Raw genomic sequence first — 19,675 nt, forward strand, 5'->3', positions numbered from 1 at the left:
GCCAGTGTCAGGGAGGTGAGCGAGGGGTGGGGTTTATGGTGGGTTACTGCAACAGCAGGGGGTGCCGGTACTGTTTAAGGGTGTTTAAACACCGTTTTGCTGGGCGAAGAGCGGACGGGCCATGCCATCGCACTGGCCCTGTCCCCGCAAACGCGCCCAGAGGCTTAGAGCGCGTCCGCTGTCAGATAGCCTTCCAGCGTCTCCAGCACGCTCTGCTGGTCTGCTTCCGACAACCCCAGATAGGGGCGCTCAGGCAGGTTGATCTCGGGGCGGCCGAACTGGTGGGCGGCGCCGTATGCCAGCGGGGTACCGAAGTAGAGGGCCAGGGGATCGGCCTGATAGTTGAGGGTGTCACGCAGATCGTCGTTGAGGCGCAGCACCTCGTCGGCATGGCGTGGCTTGCGGGCGCGGTACTTGTCCGAGAGGGGGGCCCAGGGCTCCCCTTCCGGGGTCTCCTGCACATCCCAGCGATCCCGGTGGGAGAGCGCCAACCCCTCGCCGATATCCGCCAGAGGCTCGCTTAAGTCGCCGGTGCGCTCATAGAGCCGGGCCAGCAACTCATGGGCATCGGCCACCCCGTGATGGCTGATGGCGATAAAGCTGCCCGCCATCAGACATCATCCTCGAAGGTGGTCATAAAGTGCAGGGCCTCCTCATCGGCAGACAACATAGCGGCCTCCCAGAGATCCCCCAACATATCCGCCTCTTCGCCACGGGCTTGTTCACACAAGGCATCCAGCGCCTTGGCCTGTGCCAGGGTAAAGGGGCCATCTTCTGCCAGCAGGGCGCTGGCTTGCTCCAACAGGGTCATCCTTTCTCTCCTTTGCGGCTGGCGGTCGTGGCCTCGGCCAGCATGGCCTCCACCCGTTTGGCCAGTTCGGGGAAGTGCGCCACCATGGCATCCCTCGCCAAGACCCAGGCGGCAAACGCCTCGGCGGCGGCTTCCATCCTGGTCTTGCCGGCATACTCCGTCAGCAACCCCACTCCCGTCAGGTCAGGCTCCCCGGCCCAGAAGTGAACCTGGTGGCCCAGCTCATGCAACCAGGTTGAGAGCCGCTGGGCTGATTCTCCCTGCTTGCCGCCGACGTTGGCAGAGATGCTCCAGTGACGGCGCAATGTCTCGCCACTGGTCCCCCTTTGCAACCAGTGACGGGGCCCGGTGTTGCCATGGGCATCGGTCACCACCTCGGTGGCCGCCGCTTGCACCGCCTGCATATCCACTGCTTTGAGTGTATCACCCGCCTTGACCTTGATAACCAGATGGCCCCAGCTTTTGGCCGTAAAGCCGTTGGTCGCGCTGGCCCGGCGCGTGTAATAGAGGGAGCGTACCAGGTAAGGGTCTGTGCCCAGGTACTCGGCAATAGCCGGCGCAACCTTGAGCCCTGCCGCCCCCTTGCCCATCTCGGTCTGCTTGATAAACAGGGTCTTGATTGGGTGGGCCTTGAGAAAGGCCGCCAAGGGCTCGCGCTGGGGGGCGGGTAGCTGGGCCAGCAAATCACTGACCCCCTGCGCCGTCACCCCCTTGGCCGTCGAGAAGGCGCTCTCTACCAGGCGTTCCGGCAGACGCTCGGCCAGCGCGGGTTTCGCCGCCTCCCGCTTGGCCATCGCCTCGGTCAGGGCGGCGGGCGTCTTTGGCCGGTAATCAAAACCGGGGTCGATGCCACGAGGGATCCGGTGTATCTCCCCGGTCGCCTTGTCCACCCACTCATAATTGCCGTCATCCGGTGCCTGGCCCACCGTCAACCCCCGACGCTTGAGATCCGCCTCGGAGAGCAGGAACTTCTTGCACTTGCAGCCATAGCCGTTGCTGGGGCTGTGGGTCTCCCACCAGGGATGGTCCACCGGCAGCACCAGGTTGTTCCACTTGAGGTGCAGCTCCCTGGGGTGCTCGGAATCGCCGTGGCGATAGAGGGCAAAGGGGCGCTTGTGCTTGATGCGCTCAATCTGGTCATCACGCCCGGCGTTGTAGCTCTGGCGCAGGTTGGTCTCGAAAATGACGCGAGAGCGCCAGGACGCCGGGCCGGTATGCTCCCAACCGTGGCGAGCCACGACCTCCTTGAACGCCTTCTGAAAGGCCCCGATGGATTGCCCTTCGCTTATCGCCTTGTCCACCGCCCCGCGCAGGTCCGCCAGCAGATCCGTCTTGGTCGCCCCCGCCACCATAAAGGCGCGGTTATGGGCATCCCGCCACACATCGGCCCAACGCTCGCTCGGCATATTCAGCTTCTGGCGAAAGAAGGCGATCGCCTCCTCGAACGGCAAACTGCCGTAACGAACGGGCATCAGTTGCCCTCCTCCATCTCCAGCATGCCGAGCAGTTCGCTGGCTGCAATGGCCTGGGCCAGCAGCGCCCCCAGCTCGTCATGACTGAGGTTGGGCTCCAGCGCCAGCAAGCCATCCCGGATCTCCTCCAGGGTGGTGGACTGCATCACCAGTGCCTGGACGGCGTCGGTCATGCCGGCGAGCAAAGGGGCCACCTCGGCCTGCAGGCGGGCAAGCTGGGCGTCATTGTTATCACCCTGGACAGGGGGCTTGGCCGCCAGCGCCGCCAATCCCTGCGCCCTGAGAGCCGCCTCCCCGGCCCCTGCCTGCTTATCGACGATGACCAGCACCTCTTCCCCTTCCTTGGGCGCCGGGATCTGCAGCTTGTCCCGCACCCACTGCGCCGGGATCTGCATCCCCATGCCCACCAGGGCCCGCAGTGGATAGGCCAGATCGCGCATGTCCTCGGGCTCGGTCACATCGAACTCCAGGCGCGGGCAGCGGCGCGGCCCCTGGAAGCTCTTGCCGTTCAAAGCAAACAGCGGATAGACCAGATCCCGGGTCAGGGTAGCGGCGAGCTGGCGAAGGTCTGCATCCCGCACCTCCTGACGCACCTCGTTGTGGACGTTGCCGAGCGCATTGGTCGAGCTCTTGCCGTCTGCCTGGCTGGTCAAGGTGCCGCCCAGGATGGCCTTGCTCATGGAGCGTTCGCACCAGTCCATCATCACCACAAAGGGATCGGCCTGACCGCTCGCCGCATTCTGGAACTCGATCTCCATCCCCCGGGGGATGATGCCGCCCGCATTGTGGCCGATGGAGAGCACCGCCTGCAGCAAGGTGGATTTCTCCTTCTCGGTGGCCCCTTCCGGGTATTTGCCCAGACGCACCGGCAGGCCGTAGATCTCCAGAAACTCGGCGAGATCCCGCACGCTGTAGTTCTTGAACAGAAAGGGCCAGACCAGGGTGCGGATAAGGCCGGTGCGGGCCAAGTAGCCGGATTTCGACTTGGCCTTGTGCATGATCCAGCCGAACGGATTGAGGGCCGCCCCCTCTTTGCTGCCGTCCCGCAGTCGCACCTGGTTCCAGTCATCCGGGTGGGTCTGGAACCAGGCGGGATCACGCCAGACGATGCCCTTGGGGAGCTGCAACCCCTCCACCATCTCCCAGCCGCTGAACTCCTGAGCACTGAATCCCTTGAGCACCGCATCGGTGGCATCGAAGATGGCGTCATCCAACCAGGTGAAGTCCTCCAAGAGTTCCCGGATCATCTCGCAGTCGCGCTGTTCGGCGGGGGTCGCATTGCGGGGCGGCTCTATGGTCCAGCTCACCCCGAGCAGGGACCGGCGCCGCTTGCCAAGCTCGCTCTGCAGATGGGCGTCCTTCTCTTCCATGTCTTCGGCCAGCTCGCACTGGGCGATGAGGCTCCCCTCCTCCGCCTCTTTGAGCGCAGCGGCCGCCTTGCCCGGGGTGAGCCCCACCGTGGGGTGTTCGCTGTAGTGGCGGCGCAGTTGGGCCAGCTTGGCGTCGTTTTCGGTTTGCGGCTCCTTCTGCAGGCGCAGCGAGTTGCCATGAATGTCGATGAGTCCGGTCATTACCAACCCCCTCTCTCACTTTTGATCAGATCCCTCGTCCCGAGGGATGGGTGATAGTCGTCGTTGCTGTCGCGTCCGTGTTTACCAGGCAAGGGGGTGAACTCGATGGCGCCCCCCTCCATCCAACTGGCCCGCACGGCCATGGCCAAGGCCACGGCAAAGTCGCCGTGGCGCTGCTGGCCGCCCTGGCCGGTGTTCTTGCCCTTGTCGATCTTGGGAATACCGTTGATGACCTGGATCTTGCCCAGATCGTCCTGCACGTCCGCATGGCGCGGGATGATGAGGTTGCCATCCTCGAATTCCGCCTTGAGCTTGGGCATCCACTCCCGGTACCAGGGGTCATTGAGCATCACGCACTCGATCATGCTGGCGCCCCAGCGCAGCCGAGCAGCTTCTGCCAGATAACCGCCGTTACCGGTGGCATCGAAGGCGGCTGCCGTGAAGCGGTGCAGCCCCTGCAGCAGGTAAAAGAGGATCTGGCGCTGGGTCTCATAGGGAGCGTTGACCAGTTCCACCACGAAGGGCACGGTCTTGCGCAGGCTGGTCGCGATGGATAGCGGAACAAACACCGAGAGATCCCCCTTGCGGGCGAAGTCCTCCCCCAGCACATGACGGCAATTGCGATCGAGCGCTTCCAGGCAGGGCTTGAGGTTCTCCTCACACCAGATCTCCGCCACCGCCTTGCGGGTCTCCTCGCTTGAGAGCTCGAAGTCTTTGGGGGCGGTAAAGCGCAGGATGGGGATATCCGGCTGCATGGCACGCTCGATCAGGGTTCGCTTGATATAGACGCCGCTGCTCTGCTTGGGCACGCAGAAGTACTCCTCCAGAGCATCCTCTTCGGTGGCGGTGTCTTTCAGCAGCCCCGCCTTCCAGGCATCTTCTGCCTCTTGGGACCAGGACATACCTTTGACCTGGCAAATGCGGCGATAGAGCCCTTGGCGGCAGGCGTCATCGAGTGTGATGGTGTGGATGGAGTAGCGTTTCTTGCCCGCCCGGCTGTCGTTGATGAGCTGGTTGAACAGGTTATCGACGCCGTTGTGAGTGCTGATAAGGCGTACCTTGGCCCCCCACATGGTCAGCGCCAGCGCCGCTTTCAGCACCTCGGCCAACCGGTCGTGGAACGCCGCCTCGTCGATGGTGACATTGCCCTGCATCCCCCGCAGGTTGGAGGGGTTGCTGGAGAGCGCCTGCACCTTGAAGCCCGAGGCGAAATAGACCACGAAGGTGAGGATCGCCTTGTCCTCGTCGTCCAGGAACACCTCCTCCTGGATCTCGCCGGCAGCCTTGTTGTACGCCTTGGCCCACATGGCCACGGCATCGATAAATTCACGGGCCATCTCCTTGTTGCTGCCCACATAGAAGTGGTGGCAACCCCCGGCCGTCTTGGTCTTGGAGGCCGTCAGGGCGGCGTCGGCCGCCTCCGCCCAGGTGATCCCGGTGCGGCGGCTCTTCTCGGCGATCTTGAGTGGGCTCTCGTCGGCAATCCAGATGCGCTGGTAGGGCAGCAACACCTCGTCGGGGTTGTATTCGGTACCGAGGGTCAGGGCCAACTGCTGGGCGATCGTGGTCATCAGACGATCCCCAGTATTTCGCGGCGAATGGCTGCGGCAGCCTCACCGCTCAGGCCCGCCTGGGTGACGATGGCCTCGGTCTTGGCAGCCACTTCCTCGGCAAAGGCCTGGCGGATCTCCTTCTCCCGCTTGTGGCTCTGCATGGCGGTGGATTCGAGTCGCTGGGCCGCCAACATGGCATTTTTCAGCATGTCGATATCCACCGCCTCCTCCGGGTTCTGCACCTGGGCCAGCATCGCCTTGAACAACTGGGAACGGCCGAGCTCCAGGATGAGCTTGGTTGTCTCCCCCATCGGCTTGTCGCCGAGCTGGGAGGTGAGCGCCGCCGTGGTCTCCCGTAAGTCGCGCAGGTGCTGGCCCACCTGCTCCACCTGACTGGCGTGGCGGCTGAGCCCTGAGCGGGAGAGCTTGAGATCATCGGGTAACCCTGCGCCCTCGATAAGACCGTTGATCTCGTCCAGGATGGCGGCCTGGCTGTTGCCCTTGTCGCGCAACATCTCGTTGAGGGCGTTGCGGATAGCTTCGGGCAGCAGCCACACCTTGCTGGCGCGGCCCCGGGTCGGTTTCTCGGCCATGGTCATCCTCCCTCAATCTTCGGCACGGGGCTTCTTCACGCCAGGCACGCTGGATCGCCCCTCGGCCACGTCCTGGCCCCGGCCGGTCAGGTGCGCCACCTGTACCTGGGCCAATTTCTCGATGCGCACCAGCCCCTGCTCATCCAGCCAGGCCAGCAGGGTCTTGACCCGATCCCGGGACACCCGGCCGGTACCCAGCTGGTCGAGGCAATCATTGAGGATCGACTCGTTGGCGGCCCCGCCGATATCGAGCAAGGATCGCAAGATCACCAGGCGTTGCTGGGCGTCCAATATTCCTTGAATGCTCATGGTCTCTCCTTGAGTTCATTTTCCAGCAGCAGGTCGGCGAGTCGGCGGGCCTGACGCAGTTCCGGCGCCAACGCCCGCAGCTCACCACGCAATTCGCTGATCTCCAGCTGCAGGGTGTGCAGCTCCTTCTCGGTCGGCAGATCCGAAAGTTGCTGCTCGACCCTGGCCACCCTGGCGGCCAGGCCGGTGACATCTTCACGCTTGGCGTAGGTCTTGGAGAGCAGGATGATGACGATCAACCCCACCAGACTGGCCAGGGCGTACAGGGGCCCCCAGTTCTTAACGATAAATTCCCACATCGGTGGCCCCCTTCGTCTGGTTCGGCAATATCGGGCCTAGCAGCGGCCTCCTATTCCCCTTAACGATGAATTCCCACACGGATTGCCTCCTTGCGCTCGAATAGGGTCTGGCACTCGATGCAGCGCGGCGCATCGGGTTCGGCATGCAGCCGCGCAATCGGGATGGGCTCATCACAATCGCAACAGATGCCATCGCCACGGGGTTTGGGCCTTGCCCGGTGGGCGTCAATAAGTCGCCCGGTCCGCTCGGCGTCGAGCTGCTGGGCGCGGTCTATGGGGTCGCTCAAGGGTGTCTCCTGCCCTGCTTGATGGCTTATTTGATGACGTGGGTCGCCTTGAGGCGCCCCCAGATGGCCAGCAGGCCGCCGATGGCACTGGCCAGATCCACGGCGGTGGAGACCAGGCTGGTTTGGGTACCGACATCGACCGGCACGCCGAACAGGCCGGCGATACCGGCCCCCACGGCGATGACGCCTCCGATGACGGCGCGGCTCCTGAGCGCAGGCTTTGCTTGGGGTAACAGGGAATCAGGCATGATGGGCTTCCTTAGGTTGGGTTGGGGTAAGACGGGCACGGGCCCGCAGGCGATCCAGCTCGCCCACCGACCGCCAGCCCTGGGCAAACAAGGACTGTCGAGTGGGGTGATGGCTGTAGAGCGGGATCGTCTCCAGGTCCATGGAGGCGGGTTCGCCCAGATAGGCCTTCAGATGGGCACGGCGCCCATCCTTGAAGCAGGCGAGGTAACGGGGGTTCTTGAGTTCGGGGATGCCGAAATAGCCGGCGGCCTGGATCCCCTGCAACGCCTGGCGGCGCTTGTTGGTGAGGCTGGGTTTGCTCATGCAGCCCCCTCACCGAACCGGGTCGAGAGCAGGTAGCTCTGCAGGCGAAGCAGGCGGTTGCTCCAGCCGTGGGCATTGGCCCACTGGCTCGGGTCTTTGCGCACGATGCCGAGCATGAAGCCGGCGCGGACCTCAAGCAGCGCGAGCAGCAGGGCCCGACCACCATCCCGCCCGGTCTTGGCGGCCAGCACCCGCAAGGTTTGCGAGCCCAGCACCCCATCGGCCAAGACGCCGAGCGCCTGCTGCAACTGGCGCACCGAGCGACCAGGGCCGTGATGCACGGCGCCGTCGAACAGGGCGATGGCAATCAGCGGGCTGACGCTATCAACCCGGTCGCAACGGGCGGGCAGCCAGTAGTTCGCTCGGTAAAACAACTGGGCATGGGCAGGGGTAGCATCACCGACGGCAATGTCTGGCCGGCCATCGCGATCAAGATCGAGCATGCCGTCTTTCTTGCCGTCAGCAGCATCGGCCATGCCGAACTTGGTATGGCCGCCACGGTCGGCCGGGTGGTTGACCTCCCCCCCTTCCACATCGGGACGGAGCAACCAGGCAAGCGCTATGGGATAGGTATCAGGCAACATAAAAGGCCCCTCGATTAACTGCGTTATCGCAGCGTACCGAGGGGCCTTAATGGGGCGGGTTTATGGTGGATTAGTACGAACGGCCAAGATATCTAACTGTTGACTATTTATGTATCCATCTTGGCCATATTGGGTACTTACATTTTTCTTTCATCACGGTGCACTTTATCGTGACATACGGTACAAAGAGTAATCAAATTTGACTCTGTGTTCGCCCCACCTTTTGCATGATGTTCAATATGATGTAATTCCAGATGGCGGGGGTCTGCCTTATTCCACATGCCATGGTTCCAATGACATTTTTGGCACGAGTATTTATCTCTTACCAAGACTGAGCGTCTAACCTCATCAGGTATTTTTCGGTCATGGGGCGGAGTTTGATGAGTGTTTTCTAACACATAAACTCCGTTCGGAAGATCAGGACGGCCTGTTGTACGTGTTGCAATGGCCCAACCCTCTTCTGTTCTTAGCTCCCTAACTCTACGAGCCCATTCTGTTTTGTCTTTAGCCACGTAGCGAAGCTCTTCGCCTGTGACAGGTTGCCCAACGTTTGCTTTCAGAAACTCCAGTAACTTATCTTGTACTGCAATTGATTTTTTTCGAATATCATTGGCAGTATGCCAACGATATGCAGCTTCTTTATCTTGACGCTCATCCAGCAGGACATAGTCATCAGGGCGGAGCTTTTTTCCACTAAATTCACTTAGTGAAAAATCACCTTCATCCAGCATCTCTTTTGCTGTGATGCCAGTGACAATACTCCATCCAAATTGAACCCGGAGTTCTCGGACTCTCCTAGCCCATTCGCCAATTCCTGAGACGACCATCAGTTCGTCTCCTTTGATAATCTGACGTGGGTAGCTAGTAAAGTATCGCTCAATTCTGTCCCGTGCCGATTTGGCATCTTCCCGCGGGATAAGAGAACTCCCAAGATCGCGAAAAACATGATGAGCAGGGACCAACGCTATCACTTTGCTTCTTAAGTCTCCATTTTGAAGCTCATCTTCAAAATTCTGAATAAGAATAAGTAGTCTTTTGCGTAAAACTTCTGGATCTTCTTGACGAGATCTTCTTGCCATACTTTCCCCGAGTTTCAGAACGACCTCAAGCCGCTTGGCTTGAGGTCTGATTAGCGAGTGCGCGATAAACTGCGTTCGCAATTGCACCAGCCAACGGTGGTGGCACAGCATTACCTATCTGACGTGCAATTTCGGTCTTAGAGCCCTTGAAAGGAAAATCATCAGGGAACCCCATCAGTCTGGCCGCTTCACGATGAGTAATGGGTCGATGTTTTTCAGGGTGTAGATAACGCCCTTTTTCAGGTTTGAAAAATTCAGTTCTAATCGTCACACTTGGGCGATCCCACCACAGCCGCCCAAACAAGTCTGTTCCACCAGAAGTTTTCTTTATCCAGCATGCGGGGGTGATTTCCGGTGCATTCTTTTGTAGATCAAATCGGTTTCCACCAGGAGGCACAACTTTATAACGCGCCAAGCTAACATCTGTCGGCTTGCGACCAAAGTGGAGATTCAGTGGAGGTTTACAATCGCGTATCTCTGTCCCTATTGGTTCGGGGAGATCTGCAATAGCATCTTTTACTGTTCGCCACGCCAGCAGGCCATTCTCGGGGTCTTTTGAATGTGTTGGGGCAGGAAGGCTTGGATCTTCAACGAATCCTTTTTTCCAACCAATGATGATTGCTCTTTTTCTCGTTTGAGGTGTCCCATAATCTGCCGCATTGAACACGTCAGATATTAGATGAAACCCCATATCACCAGCTCGTTTTGTTATGTCGAGGAACTCATCAGAACGCAGTAGTTCCGTTACATTCTCCATAACAAACATCTTCGCGCCACAGAGCTGCACCACATCCATATAGGGTTCCCATAGAGCACGCCTTCCATCTCCATCTCTGTTCTTATTGAGAAGGCTAAATCCTTGGCAAGGAGGACCACCGATCACAACATCTGCAGCAGGTATAACGGGATTCGTTTTAATCCACTCTTCGATGTTACCCACTATGCATGGTGCAGCATACGCGGCCTCATGGGTAGCCATAGCCGCTGCATTGTTATCAACCGACAGGACACACTCAAAGCCACCGCCAAAACGATGGTCTGTAAATCCAAGTGTCATCCCCCCAGCTCCGGAAAAAAGGTCAATGAGGCGGTATTTTTTCTGCTGCATGTGGAACTCGATATCGTCTTTAACCATAGGCATCGGAGTATACGTTTCTGGAAGAGAGAGTGCTAGAACACAGGACTTCATTGCTCATCAAACAATCTCAATTGGCTTCTTGATCTTTGTAACTGCCGCTGTTCCGCCACCACCGCATAGGTCTGGGGCACCGAGAGCCCGTGCTTGCGGGCAAGCTGGTCGATGTTGCGGCCATTGAACTCATCCCAGATGGCTCTGTCCCGCAGCGCGGCCTTGAGATGATCGCCGGTGGGGATGTAGTAGGCGCGGCCGCCCATATAGTGGGCCTGCACCAATGCCAGCTTGCGGGCCTGGGCCAAGGCCTTATCCGCCGCCATCCCGCCGCGCCCCAGCTCACAGGCGAACACATCGACCAGCTCGGCCAGCGCCTTGGGCCACTTGGCGGTCAGCTCGGCCGCCGGGATCTGATCCAGCCGGTCCACCAACTGTCCCAAGGATTCATGGTCATCGGCGAACAGGTCCAGATTCTCTTGACTGCTATCCATGTTGTACCTCCGCCTGCATCTGCTCGAAGGCCGCCACAACGGCCTGATAGCCTGCCACCCGCCCGGTCTTCTCATTGATGGGGACAGGTTTTTTGGCAGCCTGCAGGGCCTTGACCATCTCCCGCTTATGCCAGTGCTTGAGGGACTCCAGCACCGGATAAGCCAACGCCTCGCTGAGCCAGGCCACTTCGGCCACCCCAACCCCCTTGTTCAGCCACACCGTCTGACGCTCAACATAGTGATTGAGCGCCGTCTCGCTGCCATCGCGCAGCAGGCCGTGGCGGTGCATGGTGATCCAGATAGCCCGGATCACGCCTATCTCGGCGGTCCTGGTCGGGGCTCCGCGAGCAGGGCTTAAACGCTTTGGTTTGCCCCCGTTTACGGCACGTTTAACGGTCGGTTTAAACCCCACCCCCTTCATCGCCAGCAGCACTTTGTCCAACTCCTGGAGCGTCAGTTCTGCAGCCGAGCGCTTACCACTCTGCTGGGCCAGCAGCGCTCGATAGGTCTCTTCATCCAGCCCCAGTGAACGGCGGCCCACCTGCACCAGCCGGATCAAGCGGGTACGTTCATTGTTTGCTGTCATGACTTCTCCCCACTTTTGCCACCCAGATTTGACCGGCAGGCACATCGTTTCCATTGCGCCACTCAGGGCAATGACTATCGAGCCACTGCTCGGCACCTTGCTGGTTCAAGGGGCCAAACTTCATCACATAGGCCAGCAGGGCCTGCCAATTAGACGCTGCCATGGCTGACCTCTGCTGCTCTGGTCTGCTGCAGTTCTGCCACCAGTTGCCAGCGCATCTGGCTGGCCTCCCCTGCCAGGGCAAACAGCCCTTGGGCACGAGCCTCTCTATCAAACTGCTTGAGCTGTCTGCACACAGCCCGTTTATCAGGGGTCGCCTGTGCAATGACGGCCGCGCTGAATATCTTGGTAAGCCGAATATCCATCTCTGTTTTGGTCATCGCCGTGCTCCTTGTTCGAGGCGGTGAAGACCTGGGCCCAGGTCGGCTGCTCATCAGTGCCTGACCACCACGCCAGGCAGACGGGGGAACGCCCCCCGTTTCGCTTACTTGAGCAGGCGCTTTCGTGCCTTGCTCACAATGGTGGCCAGCATGGCCATCCTGGACTTCTGATTGATGGCCTGACCGTACTGATTGATGAAATCAACGGCCAGTTGCGCATCGTCCAGAGCCTGCTGCGGATTGCTCATCAGCAGGCACTCCAGGGAGCTTTTCGCATCGGCCACGCTGGTGTTCAGAAGTGCTTTCACGTTATCCATCCGTCCTCCGGCTGCTCATCAGTACCCGGCCACCACGCCGGGCAGACAGGGCGGCGCGGCCGCCCTGTTTCGCATCGTTACTGCTCGAACTGCAGCGGCATCAGATCCTGGTACTCCTCTTCGCTCAGCGGCGCCGGGCCCAGCCCCAGCACCCATAACAAAGCGGCCTTGATGCCATCCTCATAGGTGTCATCGGGATAGCAGGTGCCTTCGGTCTCGCTGATCTGTTCACAGAGCTGCAGTTGCTCTTCGGCCTGTTCTACGTTGATTTCCATCGCGCACGCCTCCCTTACAGCTTTGCCAGATCCAGGCTCATCTGAACGTAACGCCCCTGGGCGTCCCGCTCGTAGAGCCGCAGATATTGGCTGGTACCGGTCACCTGGATGGCGTCGGCGATCGCCTGCATGGCCTGCTCCCAGTCGGCGTCGTCGATATTGAGCTGACGCAGGGAGAGCACCTGGTTGACGTCGATATGGCCGGCCTTGGACACCCGAAAGGCGTGGTCCACCAGGGCGCGGATCTCGGGGCTGGCGCCATCACTCCAGCGGGCGATGCACTGGTCGATCAGTACCTTGGCCGCCTGGATCCGTTCATCAAATTTGCGGTGCTCACCCACGGCCCGGATCAGCTTGTAACGACCGTCGAAACTGAGCAGGGTCACATTGCCCTTGGTACCGCCCCAGGCCACCCCGTACCGCTCGGCCGAGAGGTCCACAAAGTCGGCGATCTGCTGCATGGCGCCGATCTTGAAAGCAGCTAAGCGTGAGCGCTCTTCCTTGGCAGCCGCGATGATGCCCATCACCACCTCATCGCGCAGCTTGTCAGCCGGGGCGATCAGGTTCTCCGGTACCCAGTGCCCCTGGGCGTTCTGCCGCATCGGGGTCGTGTCTTTGGTCTGTGCTTCTTGCATAAGGCTCTCCTTGATTTATCCCGTTGTTGTTCGGTGGTCGCTCACTGACGCCAGTGCAAGACACAGCCGCCAAAGCGCACCATGGCCACCTCGCTGACCACGCCAGCCAGGTACTCGCGCCCCCACACGGCCCGCCGGGTCATCTCCGGCGGCAAGGGGCCGGTCACCATCAGCAGCGGGGTATCGCGCACCTGGCCGGTACGGACCTTGCAACCGTTCGCCGTCAACCAGAGACGCAATTGGTCGGCCGTATTTTGCAGATTTCTGTTCATCCCGTTCTCCTTGTGATGTCTCACTGGGCCCACCGCACACCCCGAGCCCGCTGGTTTATTGGCCGTGCTTCTCAACTTTGTCGAGCAACCGGTTGTATTTGATACCCAAGATCTTGAGCTCTTCGGCAAGCAGCTCTGCCAGAATGCGCAGGCTGTTGCTGGCGTTCTCACCATCGCTTTTTGCCTGGCGGCGCAATCTGGAGAGGGTGGCGTCCGCGTCATAACGAACGCTCTTGTCCCCACCTCTGCCGCCCTGTTCGACGGCGAGACGCATCGGCCGGCGCAGTTGCTGATCCTCGCTGAGCTGGCTATGGGGGCAGCCGCTGTGGCACGCCTTCCAGAGCTTGATATCCATCGGTCTGGTTCCGACCTCATCCGCCCGTCGGCGCTGATGAGCCAGGCACTGATGCACCGGAATCTCCCCCAGAATGGGGCAGGTCACCTTGTGGCCCATCAGGTTCCCCTCCACCAGCTTCTGTACCCGCGCCAGATCGCCCGGGTACTTCTGGTTGCAGACCTGGCTGATGGTGGTGCGGGACAGACCGAGCTTGTCGGCCACCACGGCCAACGAGCTGGCCGCCACCTCGGCTTGCAGAACCTCAAGCCACGTGTCCATGAGGGGCCTCCTTCACATCGAACTGGTAAAAACGCTGTTCGTTTTGATCCCAGCATCCCCCCTGTGTGGCCCTGACCATGGGGGCGAATCGCCCTGTATCCCTGACCAACTGGTAGCGATTCTGGTCACCCTTCACTTTGAAACGCTCAATCTTGTCCACCAGCCGGACATAACCAGCCCGGACCAGGAAGGTGGTGAAGGTACTCGCGCCGCTGTCATCTACCCCAGACGTGATCGCGAGGTCATTCAGGGTGAAAAAACGGCTGATTTTCATGGTATTCCACATCTTTTGTTGAACCGTTTTGCGCCGTATCCGCCGCTTCTTGCGGTGCTTGGTGCTGCGGTTTCCTGACCCGAATTGAGGTGTTAGCGCTGCATCCACAACCTGATAACGACTGCCCCGGAACGATATACGGCGACCAAATGGTTTCTGGTAGACACAGCGCAGATGGCCACTTGCCAACCAGCGCCGAACAACCAGATAGACATTCCCCAGCTTTAATGGGCTGGCTGCCGCTAACTCCAAAAGATCAAAGGATTCTTGCTGGCACATCCACTGCCAAGCCGTCTCTGCATTGGTGTTTACACTTTTCCCGACCACTGGTATCCCTCCCGTGCTTTGTTGTTATTTGCTGGAATCCAGTGGCTACCGGCTGCGGCGCACGTCATGCAGCAGTTCGCTGGCGTCCACGTCCTCCAGCCGGATAATCCGGGCATCGGAGGCCATGGCCATCTTCTCGATCTTGTCCAGGGCCGAGACGATGGTGCGCACCACCCCGTTGGAGCGCTTGCGGATAAGGTCCAACAGGGCGTCGTCGATCTCCACGTCCACCTCCAGCATTTCGCTGGCAATCAGGGAGACGTCTTCCAGGTCGGCGGGCTTGAACTCGATCCACTGGGAGATGCGGTTGAACAGTTGCTTGCGTTGGCTGATGCGGCGGGCAATCTCTTCCATCCCCACCAGGATCAGCGGTTGCTCGGTGGCGTCGTAGATATCGCGCAGGGTCTCCATGATGCGGGCATTGCCGACCACGTAGTCCGCCTCGTCCACAAAGATGGCCAGCTCCTCGGCTCGCACCGCTTCGACGATGCTGTCCACCTGCCCCCGCAGGTTGTGGCGCTGGGGAATGCCGATCTCCTTGGCGATCTGCTCCAGCAGGCTGGTCACGGTGTCGGCCTTGTAGCAGCGCACGTAGATGCCGTTCACTTCGTCCTGGTTGAACAGCCACTCCACGGCCGTGGTCTTGCCAAAACCGGATGGCCCGTGGATAAGGCCAATGCCCGGCACGATACTGGAGCGGTTGAGCAGGTTGTCGAGCAGTTGCTCGGTCTTGATCATGTTTTTGACTTCGACGATCTTGTGTTTCATAGTGTTTTTGTCCTTATGAGGTTGTTTTACAGGGCCGCTCGTTAACCTTTTGCCTGGGTGTTGCGAGTGGCCCTGGTGCTTTCCAGATGGCGGTGGATCCGTTTCGCCATCAGCTTGTGGCTGTAGAGGTACTTGGTCAGCCATTCCTTCTCCCGCTCTGTCAGCGGTGCATCCAACTCCTTCTCGGCCAGATAGATGGCCTGCTCGTACTCGGTCTTGAGTGCCCTGGACTCCTGCCCGGCCGCCGCCTGGGCACGGGCCGCTTTCTCCTCACGGCGAGCTTCTATCGCAGCCAGTTCGGCGGCGCTGAATTGTGCCGGTTCGCGGGGAGCGGTAACGCCGGAGAGTGCGGCTAGTGCCGGGTTATCGAGCCCGAGATCGCCGCGCTGGAACTGGGCCACATCACGGGCCTGGTCAACGAAGTGACGCACCACATCCTGATGCAGCTCGTTGACGCCGAAGGTCTTGGCGAGACTGCGCATTTCGCGGCGAAAGCTGGCCAGCGCCTTGGCATCGGCACGTTTGGCGGCGCGGAAGGCATCCGGGCTGACGCCATTGCCCAGCAGGTCGAGGTTCACCGCCTCGATCCGCTCGTTCCAGTCGCCAGTGCGGTACAAGATGGCGCGACCCACGTCGCTCGGGTCGAGAAACACGCTGACCCGCTGGCTCTTCCAACTGTTCTCCAGCAGCTCCGGGGCGCTGTATTTGAGGCCGCCAGCCTTGATAAAGCCCTTGGAGACCGTGGCCTCTCCGATATGGTTGAGCAGCAGATCCAGCGCCGATTCATCGACGATCGCGCGGCGCTGGTAACGGGCGATCTGGTACTTCTCGTTGGGGGTCATCCCGAGCGAGCTGTGTTTGCGGTTGTGATAACGGGCATCCAGCCAGTCATCGAGCAGGGTCTGCAGCTCGGCTGCGGTCATGGCCAGCTCGTAGAGCTCCTTCTCCGCATTCGGCTTGCGCTTCTCCTCCAGCCGCTCGGCAAAACTCTTGCGAGCTTCGATCACCTGGCGGTCTCTCACACAGTGGCCAACAAAGGAGGGCAACAACTCGATCAGACCGTGGGAGAGAGTGCGGAAGAAGCGCTCGATGTACGGCTTCTCCCAACCCGAATAGGCGTTGGAACGGCTGACATTCATGCCGAGCAGAGTGCAGATGGACATGACCCGCTGGCTCACGTAATCGGAGCCGTTGTCGGTACGCATCACCCCGTTGTCGTTGAGGGTGCCCCAGGCCAGCAGGGTCTTGCGCAGTAGCAAGCAGATCCCCTCGCTCGACGAGGTTTTGGCCACCAGCAACCGCACCCGACGGGTGAACACATCGATCACCGCGATGATGCTGTGACGACCTTCCACCAACATGGCATCGACCGGGGTGCTGTCGAACTCCCACACGTCGTTGGGCTGCCCCATCCAGGGGTACATTTCCTCGATGGCGGTGCGGTACTTGTTGTTGTAGGCATCGGGGTTGGTGGCATAGGTAAAGGCCACCTTGTTCTCTGCCAGCCACTTGACCAGCCAGCGTCGCAGGGAGGACTGGCTCGGGATCTGCCAGCCAAGCTGGTTCATCTCGCTGTACTGGGTCGCCAGTTCATGCAGCGCCCCCCACTTGTTGGCCAAATGCGGTTTGGCAGTGATCAGTGCCGTGAGGAAACGGGCCAGATCCGGGCTTTGCTCGACGCTGGATGGACGCTCCCGCTGGTAGTTCCCAGCCAGCGCCGCCGGACCGGCATCCGTCAGGGTGGCTTGCCAACGTCGCAAGGTGATCAGGCTGAACGGCTTCTGTTGCTCATAGACACTTGCTGGCAGTTGCAGGGCTCGGGTGCGATATGCCTCGATAAAGGCACGGCGCCCCACCTCCCCTTGCTGACAGGCTTGATAAGGGGTCAGGAAGATATCGGCGGCCTGCAGGATCAGCAGCCGGGCATCCACCTTCTTGCGGGCGACTGCGCCCAGGGTCAGCAATTTACGCCCCGCATCCGGCTTCACCGGCACCTCGCGGGCAAGCAGCTTGGCCATCGCCTTGCCACCGGCCGCATGATCGGTCACCGCTTGCCCATGCTGGGCGACGGCCTGCTCCGCCAGATAACGCCGGGTTTCTGCGGGCAGCGAGCTGATGTGGTATTCAACGCCCTTGCCTTTCTCGCGCTTGCGACTTTGCCACTCTTCACGCTCCGCCTTTTTGCGCACACCATCGGGATAGGCTGGCATGCCAATCAATCCGGCCAACCCTTGGGCGGTGAACCAGGTACTCATTGGCCACCTCCCAGCAAGTCGATGCCCAGCGAGTCGGAAAGCTGCGCCATGATGGAACGGCTTTCCCTGCGCTTGGGGCTGACGCCCATGGATGGGGCATATTGTTTGATGCAGCGCTGCACTGCTCTGGGATGCAACCCTTTGGCGCGGGCCCAAGCAGCCTGGGAATATCCGCGTTTTATGAGCTCAGCCCTGATCCACTCTGGTGTTTTCCCTGACATACTCACCCCGTTTCGGTATCATCAAGTGTCGCGGCGCGTATCTTTATCATTCATAAAAGAATGATTTTATGTCGCAATGCGTCACATATGAATGATTGATCACCCCAAAAAGATTGACAAGTCTTTTTGTGCGGAATTTTTTGTCTATCGACTCACCAGCAATAGCCACTAGCCGAGAATTCCTTGTATGTCAGAGCGTTATGAAGAAAAACCACAATCAGCACAAAAAGACGGTGAGGTATCTTTTCTGACGGTTGGAATGGATACTCTGAGTGACCGCCTGGACGAGCTACGTGGGAGTCTGAGCTACAAGGCATTCGCCGAGTTGGTGGGGATGAGTGAGTCGGGGATGCGCAAATACTTCCCCCCGTTCAATTCGCTGCCCACCATCGACAAGGCGCTGCGAATTGCACGAACGTGCAATGTGAATCTGGAGTGGCTGGCCACGGGTCAGGGCCCGAAACATCCCGATGGAGTTGCCGAGCAGGCGGTGCGTCGTGATGAGTTTGATGAGGAGTACGCGCTGATCGATGGCTACCATGTCACCGTGAGTACCGGCCATGGCGCGTTTAATGATGATCATGAGGTTAAACGCAAGCTGGCATTTCGCCGCAAGTGGCTCACGTTTCGCAAGTTGAGCCCGGATAACTTGGTGGTGGTCTTCGCCAAAGGCGACAGCATGGAACCCACCATTCACTCTGGCGACTCCATCCTGGTCGATATCAGCAAGAATCAGATCGAAGACGGATCCATCTTCGTGTTGCGGCTTGGAGAGGAACTCTATGCCAAGCGCTTGCAGAAGAACTTCGATGGCGGGATCACCATCATCAGCGATAACCGTGTTGATTACCCCCTGCAGGTCGTTCCCGCCAACCAGCTGGAAAGCCTGGCCGTGATCGGCAAGGTTGTCTGGGCCGGGCACGACTTTTTTTAGTTTTGTGAGTCCGAAAATAGGACTTAAATAGCAATTTAAACTTGGAACACCATCTGAGTCGGCCCTCATCTAGGTTTTCATTTTTGCCGCATTCACCCCAAATGTCGTGCGCCGTCTTTCATTTTGGCGGCGCCCGCGACTAGAACCTCCCGATCCCCCTCTAAGCCTTATCAGCCTTGAGTTTGTCCCACGAGATCCCACTTACTTTCGGCTGCTCCCGGTTTTTTCATTCTCAGTGGTCGGTTACAGATCCGTCGCTTTATGCCGCCATGGCACACCCATTGCGCAGGAGATCTCCCCGCCATGGACCAGAGAGAGGCAACGTGAGGACCGGAATGTCACACCCGGAACGAGGCCGTTGTCTGACCTTGCGCCATGTACTAGTGTGCAAGGAAGAGGATTCAAGGAGGAGTCTATGTCACGCATGCTGGTCATCTCTCTCGCCTGCCTGGGACTTGCCACCGTCCCCGTTGTCCAGGCGGCTGTCTATCAATGCGCCCGCGATGGGCAGATCACCTTCAGCGACATCCCCTGCAGCAGCGACGCCAAACCCATGGCACTCAATGTCTATACCCCCTCCCCCGAGGCGGTGGAGCAGGCGGCCAGCCAGACCCGGGAGATAGAGCAGAGCCTGGCGAACGGCCAGAAACAACGCCAGGCCGAGGCGCTGCGCACCGAGATCGAGGCCAAAAAGCAGAAGATGAACAACGAGATGACCCAGATCACGGAGAACAAGGCAAGATCCCGCAATGTCTCGGCAGAGATGCAGTCGGTCACTACCCGATATCAGAAAGAGATTGAGTCCCTGAACCAGAAACTCTCCACCTTGCAGGCAAAATAAACACCCCTGTTTCGGGACAGGAAATATACCGAAGCGGCAATGTCGTCACGAGTTCACACATGCCGCATATCCAAAAACTCACACCCTTGGCCGTTTATTTCTCACACCAGAGAGTCAGATAGCGGCTATTTCCAGATCCCCGCCTCCACCTATTTCACCGTGCCCATATAAGACTCATTGAATCCCCATATAGGCCACATGGCGTGCCACTGGGTTCATATGAAGGCGATATATAGGGGCA

General features: G+C 59.7%; 27 protein-coding genes and 2 other RNA genes. 2 read left to right on the forward strand and 27 right to left on the reverse strand.

What is annotated here, in order from left to right:
* Window positions 1-164: 164 nt before the first annotated feature.
* The 27 genes from I6L48_RS17045 to I6L48_RS17175 form a co-directional block, all read right to left on the reverse strand.
* Entirely contained in the window at window positions 165-611 is a 447-nt protein-coding gene (locus I6L48_RS17045; protein WP_216987527.1) for a phage virion morphogenesis protein, read from the reverse strand.
* A complete protein-coding gene (locus I6L48_RS17050) occupies window positions 611-811 on the reverse strand; it encodes a hypothetical protein (protein ID WP_180898568.1) in 201 nt (66 codons plus the stop codon). Before I6L48_RS17050 ends, I6L48_RS17045 begins: the two co-directional genes overlap by 1 nt.
* Window positions 808-2,283: a phage minor head protein gene (locus I6L48_RS17055; protein WP_216987528.1), complete on the reverse strand. Its 1,476-nt coding sequence runs from the start codon at window positions 2,281-2,283 to the stop codon at window positions 808-810. Before I6L48_RS17055 ends, I6L48_RS17050 begins: the two co-directional genes overlap by 4 nt.
* Window positions 2,283-3,854 carry a DUF935 domain-containing protein gene (locus tag I6L48_RS17060; RefSeq protein ID WP_216987529.1) on the reverse strand — a complete coding sequence of 524 codons (1,572 nt, stop codon included), beginning with the start codon at window positions 3,852-3,854 and terminating at the stop codon, window positions 2,283-2,285. Before I6L48_RS17060 ends, I6L48_RS17055 begins: the two co-directional genes overlap by 1 nt.
* Window positions 3,854-5,425, reverse strand: a complete 1,572-nt coding sequence (locus tag I6L48_RS17065) for a terminase family protein (RefSeq protein WP_216987530.1) — start codon at window positions 5,423-5,425, stop codon at window positions 3,854-3,856. The genes I6L48_RS17060 and I6L48_RS17065 overlap by 1 nt, the downstream gene beginning before the upstream one ends.
* Entirely contained in the window at window positions 5,425-6,000 is a 576-nt protein-coding gene (locus tag I6L48_RS17070) for a DUF3486 family protein (RefSeq protein ID WP_216987531.1), read from the reverse strand. The genes I6L48_RS17065 and I6L48_RS17070 overlap by 1 nt, the downstream gene beginning before the upstream one ends.
* Window positions 6,001-6,012: 12 nt before the next feature.
* Window positions 6,013-6,309 carry a hypothetical protein gene (locus I6L48_RS17075; protein ID WP_010674005.1) on the reverse strand — a complete coding sequence of 99 codons (297 nt, stop codon included), beginning with the start codon at window positions 6,307-6,309 and terminating at the stop codon, window positions 6,013-6,015.
* Window positions 6,306-6,608 (reverse strand): DUF2730 family protein, encoded by a 303-nt coding sequence (locus tag I6L48_RS17080; RefSeq protein WP_010674004.1) that lies wholly within the window; start codon window positions 6,606-6,608, stop codon window positions 6,306-6,308. The genes I6L48_RS17075 and I6L48_RS17080 overlap by 4 nt, the downstream gene beginning before the upstream one ends.
* Before the next feature lie 59 nt (window positions 6,609-6,667).
* The gene (locus I6L48_RS17085; RefSeq protein ID WP_010674003.1) at window positions 6,668-6,895 is read right to left on the reverse strand and encodes a TraR/DksA C4-type zinc finger protein; all 228 of its coding nucleotides are present in this window, start codon (window positions 6,893-6,895) and stop codon (window positions 6,668-6,670) included.
* Window positions 6,896-6,921: 26 nt separating this feature from the next.
* Window positions 6,922-7,143 carry a hypothetical protein gene (locus tag I6L48_RS17090; protein ID WP_043133770.1) on the reverse strand — a complete coding sequence of 74 codons (222 nt, stop codon included), beginning with the start codon at window positions 7,141-7,143 and terminating at the stop codon, window positions 6,922-6,924.
* Window positions 7,136-7,447, reverse strand: coding sequence for a hypothetical protein (locus I6L48_RS17095; protein WP_216987532.1), 312 nt, complete (start codon window positions 7,445-7,447; stop codon window positions 7,136-7,138). Before I6L48_RS17095 ends, I6L48_RS17090 begins: the two co-directional genes overlap by 8 nt.
* Window positions 7,444-8,031, reverse strand: a complete 588-nt coding sequence (locus I6L48_RS17100) for a glycoside hydrolase family 108 protein (protein WP_216987533.1) — start codon at window positions 8,029-8,031, stop codon at window positions 7,444-7,446. Before I6L48_RS17100 ends, I6L48_RS17095 begins: the two co-directional genes overlap by 4 nt.
* 137 nt (window positions 8,032-8,168) lie before the next feature.
* Entirely contained in the window at window positions 8,169-9,110 is a 942-nt protein-coding gene (locus I6L48_RS17105) for an HNH endonuclease (RefSeq protein ID WP_216987534.1), read from the reverse strand.
* 25 nt (window positions 9,111-9,135) lie between these two features.
* Window positions 9,136-10,218, reverse strand: coding sequence for a DNA cytosine methyltransferase (locus tag I6L48_RS17110; protein ID WP_216987535.1), 1,083 nt, complete (start codon window positions 10,216-10,218; stop codon window positions 9,136-9,138).
* Window positions 10,219-10,295: 77 nt separating this feature from the next.
* Window positions 10,296-10,733, reverse strand: a complete 438-nt coding sequence (locus tag I6L48_RS17115) for a Mor transcription activator family protein (RefSeq protein WP_216987536.1) — start codon at window positions 10,731-10,733, stop codon at window positions 10,296-10,298.
* Window positions 10,726-11,319 (reverse strand): gp16 family protein, encoded by a 594-nt coding sequence (locus I6L48_RS17120; protein WP_216987537.1) that lies wholly within the window; start codon window positions 11,317-11,319, stop codon window positions 10,726-10,728. The genes I6L48_RS17115 and I6L48_RS17120 overlap by 8 nt, the downstream gene beginning before the upstream one ends.
* Before the next feature lie 149 nt (window positions 11,320-11,468).
* A complete protein-coding gene (locus I6L48_RS17125; protein ID WP_216987538.1) occupies window positions 11,469-11,699 on the reverse strand; it encodes a hypothetical protein in 231 nt (76 codons plus the stop codon).
* A 40-nt stretch (window positions 11,700-11,739) separates the two neighbouring features.
* An RNA gene (locus tag I6L48_RS17130) (hammerhead ribozyme type II) lies at window positions 11,740-11,805 on the reverse strand.
* Window positions 11,804-12,016 (reverse strand): hypothetical protein, encoded by a 213-nt coding sequence (locus I6L48_RS17135; protein WP_216987539.1) that lies wholly within the window; start codon window positions 12,014-12,016, stop codon window positions 11,804-11,806. The genes I6L48_RS17130 and I6L48_RS17135 overlap by 2 nt, the downstream gene beginning before the upstream one ends.
* Before the next feature lie 5 nt (window positions 12,017-12,021).
* Window positions 12,022-12,091, reverse strand: an RNA gene (locus I6L48_RS17140) — hammerhead ribozyme type II.
* A gap of 2 nt (window positions 12,092-12,093) precedes the next feature.
* Window positions 12,094-12,291, reverse strand: a complete 198-nt coding sequence (locus I6L48_RS17145; RefSeq protein ID WP_043133138.1) for a hypothetical protein — start codon at window positions 12,289-12,291, stop codon at window positions 12,094-12,096.
* 14 nt (window positions 12,292-12,305) lie between these two features.
* The gene (locus I6L48_RS17150; protein WP_109421875.1) at window positions 12,306-12,926 is read right to left on the reverse strand and encodes a DUF3164 family protein; all 621 of its coding nucleotides are present in this window, start codon (window positions 12,924-12,926) and stop codon (window positions 12,306-12,308) included.
* Window positions 12,927-12,967: 41 nt separating this feature from the next.
* Window positions 12,968-13,198, reverse strand: a complete 231-nt coding sequence (locus I6L48_RS17155) for a hypothetical protein (RefSeq protein ID WP_042074593.1) — start codon at window positions 13,196-13,198, stop codon at window positions 12,968-12,970.
* A gap of 55 nt (window positions 13,199-13,253) precedes the next feature.
* A complete protein-coding gene (locus tag I6L48_RS17160; protein ID WP_069652692.1) occupies window positions 13,254-13,814 on the reverse strand; it encodes a hypothetical protein in 561 nt (186 codons plus the stop codon).
* Complete coding sequence (locus I6L48_RS17165; RefSeq protein ID WP_128296939.1) at window positions 13,798-14,415, reverse strand: hypothetical protein; 618 nt, start codon at window positions 14,413-14,415, stop codon at window positions 13,798-13,800. Before I6L48_RS17165 ends, I6L48_RS17160 begins: the two co-directional genes overlap by 17 nt.
* Window positions 14,416-14,460: 45 nt before the next feature.
* Complete coding sequence (locus I6L48_RS17170) at window positions 14,461-15,183, reverse strand: AAA family ATPase (protein WP_042008341.1); 723 nt, start codon at window positions 15,181-15,183, stop codon at window positions 14,461-14,463.
* 41 nt (window positions 15,184-15,224) lie between these two features.
* Window positions 15,225-17,438, reverse strand: coding sequence for a DNA-binding protein (locus tag I6L48_RS17175; protein ID WP_216987540.1), 2,214 nt, complete (start codon window positions 17,436-17,438; stop codon window positions 15,225-15,227).
* Between the two features lie 408 nt (window positions 17,439-17,846).
* Between I6L48_RS17175 and I6L48_RS17180 the strand changes: the two genes are divergently transcribed.
* Together I6L48_RS17180 and I6L48_RS17185 are read left to right on the forward strand one after the other, a co-directional pair.
* Complete coding sequence (locus I6L48_RS17180; RefSeq protein WP_180898599.1) at window positions 17,847-18,593, forward strand: helix-turn-helix transcriptional regulator; 747 nt, start codon at window positions 17,847-17,849, stop codon at window positions 18,591-18,593.
* A 415-nt stretch (window positions 18,594-19,008) separates the two neighbouring features.
* Entirely contained in the window at window positions 19,009-19,434 is a 426-nt protein-coding gene (locus tag I6L48_RS17185) for a DUF4124 domain-containing protein (RefSeq protein WP_042883177.1), read from the forward strand.
* Window positions 19,435-19,675: the final 241 nt, after the last annotated feature.

The organism is Aeromonas sp. FDAARGOS 1418, from assembly GCF_019048585.1.
In the GTDB taxonomy this organism is placed as follows: Bacteria; Pseudomonadota; Gammaproteobacteria; order Enterobacterales; family Aeromonadaceae; genus Aeromonas; species Aeromonas caviae.

Coding starts and splice junctions, on each gene's coding strand:
- I6L48_RS17045 (WP_216987527.1), bottom strand. CDS start 611: ATGGCGGGCAGCTTTATCGCCATCAGCCATCACGGGGTGGCCGATGCC.
- I6L48_RS17050 (WP_180898568.1), bottom strand. CDS start 811: ATGACCCTGTTGGAGCAAGCCAGCGCCCTGCTGGCAGAAGATGGCCCC.
- I6L48_RS17055 (WP_216987528.1), bottom strand. CDS start 2,283: ATGCCCGTTCGTTACGGCAGTTTGCCGTTCGAGGAGGCGATCGCCTTC.
- I6L48_RS17060 (WP_216987529.1), bottom strand. CDS start 3,854: ATGACCGGACTCATCGACATTCATGGCAACTCGCTGCGCCTGCAGAAG.
- I6L48_RS17065 (WP_216987530.1), bottom strand. CDS start 5,425: ATGACCACGATCGCCCAGCAGTTGGCCCTGACCCTCGGTACCGAATAC.
- I6L48_RS17070 (WP_216987531.1), bottom strand. CDS start 6,000: ATGGCCGAGAAACCGACCCGGGGCCGCGCCAGCAAGGTGTGGCTGCTG.
- I6L48_RS17075 (WP_010674005.1), bottom strand. CDS start 6,309: ATGAGCATTCAAGGAATATTGGACGCCCAGCAACGCCTGGTGATCTTG.
- I6L48_RS17080 (WP_010674004.1), bottom strand. CDS start 6,608: ATGTGGGAATTTATCGTTAAGAACTGGGGGCCCCTGTACGCCCTGGCC.
- I6L48_RS17090 (WP_043133770.1), bottom strand. CDS start 7,143: ATGCCTGATTCCCTGTTACCCCAAGCAAAGCCTGCGCTCAGGAGCCGC.
- I6L48_RS17095 (WP_216987532.1), bottom strand. CDS start 7,447: ATGAGCAAACCCAGCCTCACCAACAAGCGCCGCCAGGCGTTGCAGGGG.
- I6L48_RS17100 (WP_216987533.1), bottom strand. CDS start 8,031: ATGTTGCCTGATACCTATCCCATAGCGCTTGCCTGGTTGCTCCGTCCC.
- I6L48_RS17105 (WP_216987534.1), bottom strand. CDS start 9,110: ATGGCAAGAAGATCTCGTCAAGAAGATCCAGAAGTTTTACGCAAAAGA.
- I6L48_RS17110 (WP_216987535.1), bottom strand. CDS start 10,218: ATGCAGCAGAAAAAATACCGCCTCATTGACCTTTTTTCCGGAGCTGGG.
- I6L48_RS17115 (WP_216987536.1), bottom strand. CDS start 10,733: ATGGATAGCAGTCAAGAGAATCTGGACCTGTTCGCCGATGACCATGAA.
- I6L48_RS17120 (WP_216987537.1), bottom strand. CDS start 11,319: ATGACAGCAAACAATGAACGTACCCGCTTGATCCGGCTGGTGCAGGTG.
- I6L48_RS17125 (WP_216987538.1), bottom strand. CDS start 11,699: ATGACCAAAACAGAGATGGATATTCGGCTTACCAAGATATTCAGCGCG.
- I6L48_RS17135 (WP_216987539.1), bottom strand. CDS start 12,016: ATGGATAACGTGAAAGCACTTCTGAACACCAGCGTGGCCGATGCGAAA.
- I6L48_RS17145 (WP_043133138.1), bottom strand. CDS start 12,291: ATGGAAATCAACGTAGAACAGGCCGAAGAGCAACTGCAGCTCTGTGAA.
- I6L48_RS17150 (WP_109421875.1), bottom strand. CDS start 12,926: ATGCAAGAAGCACAGACCAAAGACACGACCCCGATGCGGCAGAACGCC.
- I6L48_RS17155 (WP_042074593.1), bottom strand. CDS start 13,198: ATGAACAGAAATCTGCAAAATACGGCCGACCAATTGCGTCTCTGGTTG.
- I6L48_RS17160 (WP_069652692.1), bottom strand. CDS start 13,814: ATGGACACGTGGCTTGAGGTTCTGCAAGCCGAGGTGGCGGCCAGCTCG.
- I6L48_RS17170 (WP_042008341.1), bottom strand. CDS start 15,183: ATGAAACACAAGATCGTCGAAGTCAAAAACATGATCAAGACCGAGCAA.
- I6L48_RS17175 (WP_216987540.1), bottom strand. CDS start 17,438: ATGAGTACCTGGTTCACCGCCCAAGGGTTGGCCGGATTGATTGGCATG.
- I6L48_RS17180 (WP_180898599.1), top strand. CDS start 17,847: ATGTCAGAGCGTTATGAAGAAAAACCACAATCAGCACAAAAAGACGGT.
- I6L48_RS17185 (WP_042883177.1), top strand. CDS start 19,009: ATGTCACGCATGCTGGTCATCTCTCTCGCCTGCCTGGGACTTGCCACC.